Annotated in this window: 12 protein-coding genes; 6 read left to right on the plus strand and 6 right to left on the minus strand. The window is 67.2% G+C overall.

What is annotated here, in order from left to right:
- Nucleotides 1-64: 64 nt before the first annotated feature.
- Nucleotides 65-850, plus strand: coding sequence for an SDR family oxidoreductase (locus GV161_RS22940; RefSeq protein WP_152013316.1), 786 nt, complete (start codon nucleotides 65-67; stop codon nucleotides 848-850).
- Nucleotides 851-886: 36 nt separating this feature from the next.
- Here the strand turns inward: GV161_RS22940 and GV161_RS22945 are convergent, their stop codons facing one another.
- The 5 genes from GV161_RS22945 to GV161_RS22965 all read right to left on the minus strand — a co-directional run bounded on the left by GV161_RS22945 (nucleotide 887) and on the right by GV161_RS22965 (nucleotide 7453).
- A complete protein-coding gene (locus GV161_RS22945; RefSeq protein WP_159650368.1) occupies nucleotides 887-2407 on the minus strand; it encodes a globin-coupled sensor protein in 1521 nt (506 codons plus the stop codon).
- Nucleotides 2408-2581: 174 nt separating this feature from the next.
- The gene (locus GV161_RS22950) at nucleotides 2582-3493 is read right to left on the minus strand and encodes a cell wall hydrolase (RefSeq protein WP_244623949.1); all 912 of its coding nucleotides are present in this window, start codon (nucleotides 3491-3493) and stop codon (nucleotides 2582-2584) included.
- Between the two features lie 189 nt (nucleotides 3494-3682).
- Nucleotides 3683-5437 carry an iron ABC transporter permease gene (locus GV161_RS22955; RefSeq protein WP_244623948.1) on the minus strand — a complete coding sequence of 585 codons (1755 nt, stop codon included), beginning with the start codon at nucleotides 5435-5437 and terminating at the stop codon, nucleotides 3683-3685.
- Nucleotides 5434-6483, minus strand: coding sequence for an extracellular solute-binding protein (locus tag GV161_RS22960; protein ID WP_159650369.1), 1050 nt, complete (start codon nucleotides 6481-6483; stop codon nucleotides 5434-5436). Before GV161_RS22960 ends, GV161_RS22955 begins: the two co-directional genes overlap by 4 nt.
- 166 nt (nucleotides 6484-6649) lie before the next feature.
- Nucleotides 6650-7453, minus strand: coding sequence for an alpha/beta fold hydrolase (locus GV161_RS22965; protein ID WP_159650370.1), 804 nt, complete (start codon nucleotides 7451-7453; stop codon nucleotides 6650-6652).
- 223 nt (nucleotides 7454-7676) lie between these two features.
- Between GV161_RS22965 and GV161_RS22970 the strand changes: the two genes are divergently transcribed.
- From GV161_RS22970 to GV161_RS22990, 5 genes are read left to right on the plus strand one after another with little or no spacing between them, the layout of a single operon-like run.
- On the plus strand, nucleotides 7677-8837 hold the full coding sequence (locus GV161_RS22970) for a thiolase family protein (protein WP_152013312.1): 1161 nt from the start codon (nucleotides 7677-7679) through the stop codon (nucleotides 8835-8837).
- Nucleotides 8838-8840: 3 nt separating this feature from the next.
- Nucleotides 8841-9239 (plus strand): OB-fold domain-containing protein, encoded by a 399-nt coding sequence (locus GV161_RS22975; protein ID WP_152013311.1) that lies wholly within the window; start codon nucleotides 8841-8843, stop codon nucleotides 9237-9239.
- A 26-nt stretch (nucleotides 9240-9265) separates the two neighbouring features.
- On the plus strand, nucleotides 9266-9997 hold the full coding sequence (locus tag GV161_RS22980) for a dienelactone hydrolase family protein (protein ID WP_152013310.1): 732 nt from the start codon (nucleotides 9266-9268) through the stop codon (nucleotides 9995-9997).
- Between the two features lie 45 nt (nucleotides 9998-10042).
- Nucleotides 10043-11065, plus strand: a complete 1023-nt coding sequence (locus tag GV161_RS22985; RefSeq protein ID WP_152013309.1) for a CoA transferase — start codon at nucleotides 10043-10045, stop codon at nucleotides 11063-11065.
- Nucleotides 11065-12219: a CoA transferase gene (locus GV161_RS22990; RefSeq protein WP_152013308.1), complete on the plus strand. Its 1155-nt coding sequence runs from the start codon at nucleotides 11065-11067 to the stop codon at nucleotides 12217-12219. The genes GV161_RS22985 and GV161_RS22990 overlap by 1 nt, the downstream gene beginning before the upstream one ends.
- 19 nt (nucleotides 12220-12238) lie before the next feature.
- Here GV161_RS22990 and gcvA read toward each other — a convergent pair whose 3' ends face one another.
- Entirely contained in the window at nucleotides 12239-13192 is a 954-nt protein-coding gene (gene gcvA, locus GV161_RS22995) for a transcriptional regulator GcvA (RefSeq protein WP_152013307.1), read from the minus strand.
- Nucleotide 13193 lies beyond the last annotated feature (1 nt).

Here is a 13193-nt window from a genome sequence, read left to right on the forward strand (position 1 = left end):
GATTCTCGTATATCAAACGGCAATCATCGGCATCTGGCCGATTGCGTGAGGATAAGGCTGCATCATGACATCGCAATCGTCTCGTGCTCCAGCTCTTTCCGGCAAGGTCGCGATCGTCACGGGCGGCGGCACCGGCATCGGCCTCGCCATCGCCAAGGCCTTCATCGATGAGGGCGCGCAAGTGGTGATCGCCGGACGCTCCCAGGCCTCGCTCGACAAGGCTGCAGCGGGGATCGGGGCGCATGCCATTGCCGCCGATGTCTCGCTGGAGGCCGATGCCACGAGGCTCGCCAAGGAGACGGCCGCGCGCTTCGGCGGCGTCGATATCCTCGTCAACAATGCCGGGGTGACCGGGCAGGTCGCCAATGCCGAGGACCTCGACATCGCCCAATGGGACGAGACCATGGCGATCAACATCCGCGGCACGATCCTGTGCATCAAGCATTGCGTGCCGCTGATGCGGGCGCGTGGCGGCGGTTCGATCATCAACATGTCGTCGCTGATGGGGCTGCGCGGCTATCCGATGCGCAGCGCCTATACCGCGACGAAGTTCGCGGTGATCGGCATCACCGAGGCCGTGGCGCAGGAGGTCGGCATCCACGGCATCAGGGTCAACGCGCTCTGTCCCGGCGCGGTCAATGGCGAACTGATGCAGCGCGTCATCGCTGCCCGTGCCGCCAAGGAGAACCGGCCGGCGGCGGAGATCGTCCGGGCCAACTACACCGACAAGGCGGCGCTGAAGCGCTGGGTCGAGCCGGAAGAGGTGGCGCGCGCCGCCCTGTTCCTGGCGAGCGAGCAGTCGTCCTCGATCACCTCCGAGCGCATCAAGGTCGACGCCGGCCGGATGTGATCCGGCCGGAAGCCCGACAACAGTCGGGTTGCGGGTTCACGCCGCCCGGTTGCGCCGTGTGGGAGCCATGGCGGATGGCCTAAGTTCGTCTTCGGTCCGGAAGGCCGAGACGAGCTGGCTCAGCCGTTCGATCTGCGTCAGCAGCATGCGTGCCGAGGCTGCGCTCTGCTCCGCCAGCGCGGCGTTTCGCTGTGTGATCTCGTCCATGTGGCTGACGGCCTGGCTCATTTCCTCGATGCCGCTGGCCTGCTCGCCCGCCGCGGCCGCGATCTCGCCGACCGTCGTCGAGACCCGGCCTGAGGCGCCGACGATCTGTTCCAGCGTGTCGCCCGCGAGCCTGACCAGCCGCACACCCTCGGTCACCTCGGTGCCGGAGGTGCCGATCAGGCCGGTGATGTCCTTGGCGGCCTCGGCCGAGCGCTGTGCCAGCGCCCGGACCTCGGCGGCGACGACGGCAAATCCACGCCCGGCATCGCCGGCGCGCGCAGCCTCGACGGCCGCGTTCAGCGCCAGGAGATTGGTCTGGAAGGCGATGCCGTCGATCACGCCGGTGATCTCGGAGATCTTCCTGGAGGCGTCCTCGATCCGGGCCATCGCCGCGATCGCCTCGCGGATGATGCCGCCACCCGTACGCGCGACCCCCGTCGCCTCGTCGGCCAGAGCCGTCGAGGTGCGTGAGGCCTGAGCCGAGCTCTTCACCGAAGCCGCGAGCTCCTCCGTCGTCGCCGCGGTCTGCTCCAAGGCGGAAGCCTGCTCCTCGGTGCGCTCCGAGAGGTCGGCGGCGCCGTCGCTGATCTCCTGCGAGGAGGCGGCGATGGCTGTCGAACTCGTCTTGATCGTCGCGATCATCTCGCCGAGCCTTTCCATGGCGTCGTTGAAATGGGTGCCGATCTGGGCGTATTCGGCCGGCATGTCCTGTGCGATGCGGACGGTGAGATCGCCCTTCGCCAGCGCCGCCATGCCTTCGCTCATCAGGGCTATCGCCTTCTCGCGCTCCGCCGCCTTGGCCTGCTCGCTGGCGCGCGCCTGCGCTTCGGCCTTCAGGCGGGCCGCTTCCGAGGCTTCGAGATAGACCGAGATGGCGTAGTCCATGTCGAGCAGGCAGGCCTTGACGATCGCAGCGATCTCCGCAGCCCGCTGATCCGCCCCCGGCAATTTGGAGCCGAAGCGGCTCTTCGGCCAACGCGCTTCCAGCACCTTCCCGATTAGTTGCGAGAGCAGCAGCGCGTAGCCGCCGATATACCAGCGCGGCTCGAGCCCGATCCGGGCATGGACCTGGCCGACGCGGGTGACGGCGGCGACGTAGTCCTGGTCGAATTGTCCCTTGGCGATCCCGGCCCAATGCGAGACCTGGCTCGTCTTGGCGCCACCGAGCTGCGCTTCGCTGCTGAAGAGGGCCATGGTCTCCGGAAAGGCCCTGATCTGCGCGTAGAACGCGTCGAGCGCAGTCGGGAGAGCAGCGACGATCGTCGGCTCGACATCACGGAGGCGCTGCCGCGAAGTCCCATCGAGCTGCAGGAATTCGAGCCGCCGGGCGAGATCGTCGGACGCAGACATCACTTCTTTCCTCAACATGTCGCCGCTTTGGGCGCAGGAACGGTCGAGGAAGCTCTGGAGCCGGCATGATTAACGATTCATGCCGCCGGATAGGTCTATTGGAGGTCCAGATGGTCGCAGCGCCCCCGGATTGATCTGCGTCAACCCGGGGCGGATCCTGCCATAAGGTGCAGCTCAGTCTTGCGACACGCTGCCGCGCAAACCGCGGGGCGGCGGCAGCAGCGCCGCGATCCGGGCATCGGCCTTCGGCGGTGCGATGAAGGTTCGCGCCAGCTTCTTGGGCATGTCGAGATCGAACGGCCGGCTCGGCGGCAGCGTCGCTTTGCTGACCAGGTGCGTGGTCTGGCCGGCAGGTGCGGCGGCAGCGGGGGCTTCCGGAGCGAAAGCCAGCGGTGCGTTGGCGAAGGAGGTCGGCACGGAGGAGGCACTGGCGGCGAGCGGTGCCGGCGCGGTGACTGCAGCCAGCTGGTAGCTCGGCTCCTCGATGCGGCGGCGTTCCGGACGCTCGCCCTTGACATAGAAGGCGTTGCCGCCCGCCACCGTCACGTAATGCATGTTGGCGTAGGAGAAGCGCAGGCCGGCCATGTGGAAATGCTTGGCGTTGCCGACGGCCTCGTTGCGCTTGCCGTTGAGGATGGCGTCGGCGGCGGCCTCGGCCTTCGGCATGTCGCGTGCCACCATCTGGCGCGTCAGTACGCCCGGCGCGAACTGGCGCGGAGCGCCGACGACACCGCAGATCGTCTCCGGATAGCGCGGCGATCCCACCCGGTTCATCACGACGGTGCCGACGCCGAGCAGGCCTGATTCGCTCGACCGGTTCGATTCGAAGTACATCGCGCGGACGAGGCATTCCCGCTCGCGCGGGTCGGCCTTGGCCAGCTCGATCGCGCGCTTGCGGGTCTCGTGGGTCTGCTTCGTCGTCGTCCCGGGACTGGCCGTCGTCGTCGCAGCGGTCTGGACCGGGGCGGTGCTGCAGGCGGCCAGCGCCGGCGCGGCCAGAGCCATCAGAAGCGGGATCGCTGCGCGGCCGTGGCGGTTCTCTCCGGTGGAACGGACGGCATTGGCAGCGATCACGGTCCGCTTCATGCGGTGACCTCCTGATTACGGGATCTCGGCTGCCGCAATCAGCGAGCCATCGTCACCGGCAAGGAAACCCGAACCTCTTATCAGAAAGTTAATTTCGGAAGGAAGAGGCAAAGATGACACGACCAGAAGCGGTGGCGCGGCCTGATTCCGGTTGCAGGGCGCCCAATCACCCTGCAGCCGGCCCGGCGATCACACCCCGAAGATCATCGTGCCGCGGCGCTTCATCACCAGGTAGAAGGCCGTCGCGATCGTGCTCATCAGCAGCGACCAGAGCAGGCCGAGCGCCGCGACTTCGCTGAGCTCGCCATTGACGGCGCGATCGAAGATCGCGACCGCGATGGTCTTGGTGTCGGGGCCGGAGAGGATGATCGCGGTCGAGAGGTCGCGTGCGGCGTTGAGGAAGATGAAGACCCAGCCGGCCATGATCGCTGGCAAGAGCAGCGGCATTACGACCTTCAGCAGGATCTTGCCGGGCGAGGCACCGCAGACGCCGGCCGATTCCTCGAGTTCCTTATGGATCTGCAAGACGCCGCCATAGGTGTAGCGCATGCCGAAGGGCAGGAAGTGGATGACGAAGGCGATCACGACGATCGTCAACGTCGAATAGAGCGGGATCGGCGCGCGCAGCGCGACATCCATCATCGCGACGCTGAGCACGATGCCGGGCAGGATCATCGGCAGCGTGATCAACTGGTCGGTGACGGTATGGAAGGCCTGGCGGCGCGCGACGAGCCAGCCGCAGACCACCATCAGCGCCATGGTGATGCTCGCCGCGGCGGCGGCCGTGATCAGCGTGTTGACGATCAGCTCGAAATAGCCCTGGCTGCCGAGCACGATCCTGAAATTGTCGAGCGTCAGCGATTTGAACGCCGCGACGCGAACCGGCCGGACGAAGGGCGTCAGCGCGATCCAGAGCAGGGTCAGGATCGGCAGTACCAGCACGACGATGCAATTGGCCCAGATCAGCCCGCCGCCGAGCCAGCGCAGCCGCCCGAGCGGCAGGGGGCGCGGGCGAAAGCCCTTGCCGGTCACCGTGGCGAAGCGCGAGGCGTTCAGCGACAGGCGGCTGTAGAGATACATCAGGCCGGCGACGAGCACGGTCAGCACGACCGAATAGGCGCTGGCCTGGCCGACCTTGGGCGGCACCGCGGCGCGGATATCGTCATAGATGTCAGTGGTCAGCAGCTTGATCCCGGCCGAGGTGCCGACGAGCTTGGGTACGTCGAAGGCCTGCAGCGTCTTGATGAAGATGAACAGGCCCGTTGCCAGCGCGGCCGGGGCCGCCAGCGGGATCGAGACGCGCAGCACCATGGTGAGAATGCCGGCGCCGCTCATGCGCGCCGCTTCCTCCAGTTCGGCATTGGCGGTGCGGAAGCTCGCGGCGAAGAGCAGGAACGACATCGGCAGCCACCCCAGCGTCTCGATCGCGACCATGCCGGCGATCGAGTTGACGGTGAACAGGTTGCCGCCATTGCCGGTGAGGTTGCGGTAGAGCTCGTTGAACGGGCCGACCGGGCCGAGCAGGAAGAGCCAGGCCGGGACATAGATGATCAAGGGTATGCCGAGCGACACCACCGTCATCAGATAGGCGAGGGAGCGGTGCGGCGCGTCGGTCCGCTCCACCACCCAGGCGAGCGAGGCACCGAAGAGAAGCGAGAACAGCGTCGATAGTGCTGCGAACTGGATCGAGTTCCAGCCGCTGGCGAGGATGCCCTTCTCGCTGGCGAGATGCGTGAAGTTGTCGAAGGTGAAGGCACCGTGCGAGCCGTCCGGGTTCATCACGAACAGGCTGTTCTGGATGAGCGTGACGACAGGCGGCAGCACCAGGCAGGCGATGACGAGCAGCATCGCCTGCGCCAGCAGATTGGTCTGCGCCGGGCGTTTGGCCAGCCCGGCGCGGCGTTGCTGCGGCAGTGCCGCGGCAGCGTCGATGACTTCGGTCATTTGAACAGCTCGTCGTAGATCTTCAGCCAGCCCGCGAGCGGCTCGCTCTCCTGCGAGGAGATCTCCGGTGCGAGCAGGGTCGAGGTGAAGTTGCCGGTCACCGGGCCGATCGAGGGATCCTTCGGCGGCACATCGGGATTGCCCGGCGGATAGCCGGCTTCGGCGATGATCTTCTGGCCGTCGTCGGAGAACATGAATTCGAGGAAGAGCTTGGCGGCATTGGGGTGCGGCGCGCCCTTGGCCAGCGCGATGACGCCGAGATTGGCCACGAGCGGCTCCATCTTGACCCAGGCGATCGGAGCTTCCTTGGCTCGGCTGATCACTGCGTGATGGTTATAGGTCATCAGGCCGATCGCGTATTGGCCCGAGATCACCTTGTCGAGGATGACGCGCTGGTTGCCGGGCTCGCGCACGATCTTCTGCTTCGAGAGCTCGCGCAGATAAGCCATGCCCTTGTCCTGGCCCATCACGGAGAGGACATTGCCGATGAAGCCGGCCGGTCCGGAAATGGCGCGGGTATCGGTCCAGACCATCTTGCCGCGCCATTTCGGGTCGAGCAGGTCGTCATAGGTCTTGGGCGCCTCGGCCGCCTTGACCAGGTCGGTATTGTAGGTCGTCGTCAGATACAGTGCGTAGATGCCGGAATAGAGCTGGCTCTGCGGCTTGAAGGTCGGCGCATATTTGGCGAGCGCATCGGGCACGAAGGGCTCGATCAGCCCGGCCTTGGTCAGCGGCGGGATCGAGGTTCCCGGTGAGTCGAACAGGTCGACCTCCATCTTGCCGGCCCGCGCCTGGCTGGTGATCTTCAGCACCGTGTCGGAATCGCCGGCCGTCGCGTAGCGAACTTCGATGCCGTACTTGGCCTGGAACTTCTCCGCCAGCGGCCGTACCACTTGGCTGACCACCATGCCGGTGTACCAGACGAGCTGGCGCTCGGCCTTGGCCTTGGCGATCAAATCGGCTGCAGGCTGGCTCTGGGCGAAGCCTGCGGTCGGCAACAGCGCGAGCGTGCTCGCCCCGGCAATGAAGCCGCGTCTGGTCTGCATGTCCTTCCTCCCAATCCTCACTGGACGCCGGTGCCGGCGCCTCGAATTCCTGGCGATCTGCTGCCGCCGTGGCACCCCTCGATCGAGAGGGGAGCATGCTAGGCGAAACTGCCCGCGCGGCCGGGGTGGGTCAAACGAGTAAACGAGACAGGCGTATGAGGAATTCTCAATGGTCTCGGGGTTGACCATCCGCTGGCCCGGCATCCACGAAACCCGTTCGGTCGAAGAAATCCCGGAGTGTCGCTGCCACCAGTTCCGGCGTATCGATCGCCATGACATGGCCGGTCTCCAGGACCAGGAATTCCGCCCCCGCGATCTTGTTGGCGACGCCCTCGACATGCTCCGGCGGGCGCGCCGCATCGTGGCGCCCAGCGACGACGAGGGTCGGGCAGCGTATCGCGGCCAGATCGGCGTCGAGATCGAGCCCTGCCAGCATTCGCCAAGTCGCTGCCAGCGCAGCCGGATCTGCGGCGAGGCGCAGTTCCTCATAGCGTGAGAGCGGCCTGGAACCCTCGTCGGCGAATGCCTGGCGGATGCCGAGGCGTTCGATCGCCGCGATACGCTGCTCGGTCCGTGCCCGCTTCGCCTCGTCAAGCACGGTCGCCGGCGCGAGCAAGGCAAGCGCGGCGACGGCCTGCGGATGACGCGCGGCGAAGGCAGCGGCCACCGCCGCCCCGACGGCAGCGCCGGCGACGGCGACGGGCCCGGTGATGGCGAGCGCGGCGAGCAGGGCGGCAAGGTCATCGGCCGCCTGCGCGACGGTGTAGGGGCCGGGCGGCTTCTCCGACAGCCCGGCGCCGCGCTGGTCATAGCGCAGCACGCTGGCAAAGGGCGTAAGCAGCGGCACGACCGCGTCCCAGCTCTCCAGCATTCCGCCCATCTCATGCAGCAGCACGATTGTCGTGGGCGGCCCCGCCTTCAGCTCGTAGCGCAGTTGGATGCCGTTGGCCTCGATCCAGCGGTTCGGCATGAAGCACACCTCCCGCCGCGAGCCTTGGCGTTGTCTCGAGCCGGCGTCAAACGAGGGAAACTGAGCCGGGCTTGAGGAATGCTGCGGCAACGGCTCTTGTGAGCATTGCTCAATCGCTCTTTCGGTTAAGTCGTTTGACCCTTCGCCGGCGTTGCGAAAAACCTCCGAGGTCTCGACGGCGATCCGGCCGGGGCTCTCGCGCAAGTCAGTATGAGGTTTCCGCATGACGGGTTCGCTGTCCGGGGTCGCTTCGGTGATCGGCATCGGCCAGAGCGATTGGGTCGGCGACCACCAGCGGGTTCGGGCCGGCGAGCGGCCGCATGATTCCTATGGCTATGGCGCGCAGGCCTTCCTCTCGGCGCTGGTCGATTCCGGCATTGCGCGCGACGAGATCGACGGGCTGATCGTCGGGCCGACCACGGCCTATGAGCGTGTCGGCGAACTGCTCGGCCTCAATGTCCGCTGGGGCGGGCAGGCCGATGCGATGACGGCGGTGATGGAGGCCTGCATGGCGATCCGTTCCGGCCTCGCCTCGGTCGTCGCGCTGGTCTACGGCAACGACCAGCGCTCGGCGCAGGTCAATTATGGCGGCTCGGATGCGCAGGGCGGTGGCGCCTTCCTCGCCTATGTCTACCACGCGCCCTGGGGCTTCACCTCGCAGGGCGCGCTCTATGCGATGATGGCGCGCCGCTACATGCATGAGCGCGGCCTGACCGAAGCCGAGCTTGGCGAGGTCGCGGTGGCGCAGCGCCTCGCCGCCTCGCGCAATCCGCGCGCGCTAATGCGCAAGCCGATAAGCGTCGAGGATTATCTCGCCTCGCCCTTCATCTGCGAGCCGCTGCATCTCTTCGATTATTGCCTGATCAATGATGGCGGCGTCGCACTGATCATTGCCGAGGCCGGCAAGGCCAAGCGAATTGGCCGGGCTCCGGTCGCGATTAAGGGCGTCGGCCGCTATGACCTCAACCGCGGCGCCACCAGCCTCGAGCCCCGCCTGCTCGATTATTATTTGCCGGCGCAGCAGGCGGTCGCCGCCCAGGTCTTCGAGATGGCCTCGCTCGGTCCCAAGGACATGGACGCGCTGCAGATTTACGACAGCTTCTCGCTGCATATCCCGCTCGCGCTCGAAGGCTATGGCTATTGCCCAGTCGGCGGCGCCGGCCAGTTCATGCGCGAGACCGGCATCTCGCTGGCCAAGGGTCTGCCGGTGAATACCAGCGGCGGGCACCTCTCCGAAAGCTACATGCAGGGCTGGAACCACCAGATCGAAGCGGTCCGGCAGGTCCGCGGCGAGGCCGGAGACCATCAGGTCGAGGGCTGCCGCCATGTCCATTACAGCTCCGACGTCGCCGGCAAGGCGATCTCGATCATCTACGGAGCCTGAGCCATGGCGAACAGTCAGCCCGTCGTCACGCTCTACGACGCCCCGATGTGGGAGAGCTTGTCCCGCGAGCGGATGCAGCTCCAGTCCTGCGGCCATTGCGGCACACTGCGCTACCCGCCCGGGCCGATCTGCACGGCCTGCACCAGCCTCGATTATCGCTGGACCGATCTTTCGGGCGGCGGCGAGATCCTCTCCTGGGTGCGCTTCCACCGCGCCTATTTCGACGATCATCCGCCGCCCTACAACGCCGTCGCGATCAGGCTCGACGAAGGGCCGATCGTCGTCTCCAACCTGATCGGCCCGGAGCCGGAGGGCGAGTGGATCGGCCGGCGCGTCAAGCTCGCCTATCACCGTCGTCTTGATCGCACGCAGCACGCCTTCATGCTGTCTCAGCAACCCTGACGGCGCGCGGTCGCCTGGAGAAGATCATGTTCGAGAAAGACGTTTCCATCGTCACCCGGCACGGCCGGATGCCGGCCTTCGCCGTCAGGCCGGAGGGGCCGGGACCCTACCCGGTCGTCATCCTCTATATGGACGCGCCCGGCATCCGCGAGGAGTTGCGCCATATGGCGCGCCGGATCGCGACCGCCGGCTATTACTGCCTGCTGCCCGATCTCTATTACCGGATCGGCACCGTGCGTTTCGACCTGCCGCGGCGTGATGAGCGCATGTCGGCCGTGGTCGGCGCCTGCATGCGCTCGATCGACAATGAGCGCACCACCGACGATACCGCCGGCATGCTCGCCTTCCTCGATGGCGAAGCGGAAGCGAATGCCCAGAAGGTCTCCTGCCTCGGCTTCTGCATGAGCGGGCGCTATGTCGTCGCGGCCGCGGCCAAGTTCGGCCCGCGCATCGCCTCGGCCGCCTCGCTCTATGGCGTCGGCCTTGTCACCGAGGATGAGGGCTCGCCGCACAAGCTGGTCGCGAAGGTGCCGGGCGAGCTCTATTTCGCCTTCGCCGAGACCGACGGCGCTGCCCCGCCGGCGACGATCGCCGCGCTGCAGGAGGCGCTCGCCGCGACCAGCGTGACGCATGATGTCGACGTCTTCCCGAACAGCGAGCACGGCTACTGCTTTACCGCTGGCCGCTGCTACCAGCCGGAGGCGGCCGAGGCGACCTGGACCAAGCTCTTCGCGCTCTGGAAGCGGACGCTGGCGTAAGCTCATGGGCCCGATAGCGCGCAACATGCACGATCGGACGCAGCCATGACGGCGCGGCGCCCCTATGCCGGCCTCACCGTTGCCGAGGTGATCTCAGACGCGGCTGACGATGCGCTCGTGCTCGCCGCCGGCATGACGGGACGCATCCTCGCCGATCTCGGCGCTGAGGTGATCTGCCGGCAGGGGCGCGAACGCGGCTTCGATGATAGTACCGAGCTGTTCCTGTCGCGCGGCAAGACGAGGTCGAACGAGAGTGTGGGCGAACTGCTCGCTCGCGCCGGTGTTGCACTCGTCGATGGCGCTGTGCTGCTGGAACGTGGGCGGGCGGGCCTGCCTACCGTCACTGCGGTGCTCAGCTTATTCGGCGGAGCCCTCGCTGAATGCGACAGGCCGGCCAGCGCCTTCACCGCCGCGGCTTCGGCCGGACTGCTGGCGATGGTGGGCGATCCCCAGCGCGAGCCCTTGCGCCTCGGCGGCCACCAGGAGGCCTTCGCCCTCGGTCTCTGCGCCTATGGCGGCGTGGCGGCGGCGCTGGCTTCGGCGCGTCCAAAAGGCGTTCCCGTCACGATCCGGGCCAGCCTGCTCGAGACCCTCGTCTGGCTGAACTGGAAGGCCGTGCCGCTGGAGGGCTACGATGTCTTGCCGGGCCGCACCGGCGCTGCCGCGGAATGGCAGGTGCTGCGCTGCGCCGACGGCTACGCTGTGCTGGTCTATCAGGAGCCGGACTGGCCGCGGCTGAAGGCGGCACTGGCGGAGCCCGCGCTGGGCGAGCCGCGCTTTTCGACACGCGCCAGCCGGCTCGCCTATCTGGTTGAGCTCGCCGCGATCATCGAGCGGCGCTTCCTGACATTGACCCGCCGGGAGATCCACGGCTTGGCCCGGCAGCACCGCCTGCCGCTCGGGCCAGTCTGGAGCCCGACCGAGGCTTTCGACGAACCGCACAACCAGGCGCGCGGCCTGTTCGAGCCACTTGGTGTCGATCCTGGAGTGCAGGCACCGCGCCTGCCGCTGGCCTGGCTCGATCAAGCGGCGGCTCGACAAGCTGAGATTACGGTGGGAGCAGCCTGATGAAGCTGCTGGAAGGCTGCCGCGTCCTCGATCTCGGCATCATCACCGCGGGCGCTGCGACCGCCGCTTTGCTCGCCGATTTCGGCGCCGAGGTGATCAAGGTGGAATCGCCGACCTATCGCGATCCGTTCCGCGCCTGGAGCGCGCAGGACGAGCCGGGCGCGATGCCGCCACTGTTCCGCGCCACCAACCGCAACAAGCGCGCGATCAGCATCGACCTGAAGCGGCCGGAAGGGCAGGCGATCCTGCTGCGCCTGGTCCGTCGTGCCGATGTCGTGGTCGAGAATTTTCGCCGTGGCGTGATGGAAGGGCTCGGACTGAGCTTCGCCAGGCTGCGCGAGGCCAATCCCGACATCATCCTCGCCTCTATCTCGAGCCAGGGCGAGACCGGTCCCGATGCCGGCCATGTCTCCTATGGCTCGACGCTGGAGGCGCTGAGCGGCCTCGCCTGGGTGACCGGCTATGAGGGCGGCAAGCCGGAAGTTTCCGGCCGCGACGTCAACTATCCCGACCAGATCGTCGCGCTGTTCGCGGCCGGGGCGATCGCGACCGCGCTGCGCTCGGTGCGCAAGGGCGAGGGCGGCAGCCATCTCGACCTGTCGCAGCGCGATCTCGCCGCCTTCATGATTGGCGATCGCTTTGCCGCTGCCTCGCAGGGCGAGGCCGTCACTCGCCAGGGCAATGCCCAGCCGCAATATCCGCTGCAGGACTGTTTCCTCGCCGCCGATGGCATCTGGGTCGCGCTTTCAGTCTCGGCCCCGGCGTTGCCGCTGCTGTTGGATGTGCTCGCGGCTGGTGATCTCGATCGCCTGGATGCCCTGCGGACCGCCGTCACTGCTGCGATCAAGGCGCGGCCGGCCCGGGAGGCGGTGAGCTTCTTCGTCGGACTCGGCGTGCCCGCCGCTATCGTCAATGACGGCAACGGCATGATGATCGATTGGGGCGAGGCCTGGCAGCACGCGCTGCAGCGCGACGAGCAAGGCCTGATCGTCAAGGGCTTCCCGCTCCAGGTCGACGAGGCGTCGCTCGCGATCGCACGTCCGGCTCCGCAAGTTGGCGCCGAGACCTATGCCGTCCTTGCCGGGATCGCCGGCTATAGCCGCAGCGAGATCGCCGACTTCGCCGCGGCGGGGATCGTCGAGACCGCGCGCTGAGGCGAAGGGTGCCGGCCGCTCAGGCCGGCACCAGGCTCTCGCCGCCAGGCAGCCGCATATGGCGGACGGTCGCTTCGTATTCGATCGATTGCCCGAGGATCCAGTCGCGGAATTCGGCGACGCCCGGCTTCTTCACCGCATGCTCGACATAGGTGAGGTAGTAGGCAATGCCGTTGTCGTGGATGAAGTCGAACGGTGCGACCAGCCGACCTGCATTCAGGTCCTCCAGCACCAGCGCCATCTGCCCGATCGCCATGCCGATGCCTTCCATCGCCGATTGATAGGCGAGGGTCGAGCTTTCGAAATAGAGGCCGCGGTCGCTCTCGATCTGCTCGCCGCCGGCGGCATCGAGCCATTCGCGCCAGTCAGTCGGGCGGACGGTGGAGTGCAGCAGGGTCTGCTCGACGAGGATGTCGATGCCAATCTCGGGGCCGAGGCGCTCCAGGAAGGCCGGGCTGCATACCGGGATCAGGGCGCTGCCGGCGAGGCGGTGCGAGACCAGCCCCGGCCAATCGCCGTCGCCCTGCTGGATCGCGATGTCGATATCACCCATCGAGAGCTGGTTGATCGGCCGCGGCGAGAGTGAGGTCGCAAGCTGGATCTCGCGCTTCGGATAGAGGCGATGGAACAGCGGCAGGCGCGGCACGAGCCAGCGCAAGGTGAAGGTCATCGGGCAGTGCACCCGCAGCGAGCTTTCCCCTTGCGCGCCCATTAGCCGCTTGGTGGCGCGCTCCATCTGGTCGAAGGCGGTGCCGAGCGCCGCGACATAGTCGTTCGCCTCGGCGGAGATGCGCAGATCCCGGCCGGTGCGCTCGAACAGCTCGACCCCGAGCACGTCCTCCAGCAGCTTGATCTGCCGGCTGATCGCGCCGGGCGTCACCGAGAGCTCGTCGGCGGCCTTGGTGAAGCTGACATGCCGGCCGGCCGCCTCGAAGGCGCGCAACGCGTTCAGCGGGGGCAGGCGACGCAGCATA

This window comes from Bosea sp. 29B, from assembly GCF_902506165.1.
Taxonomy (GTDB): Bacteria; Pseudomonadota; Alphaproteobacteria; order Rhizobiales; family Beijerinckiaceae; genus Allobosea.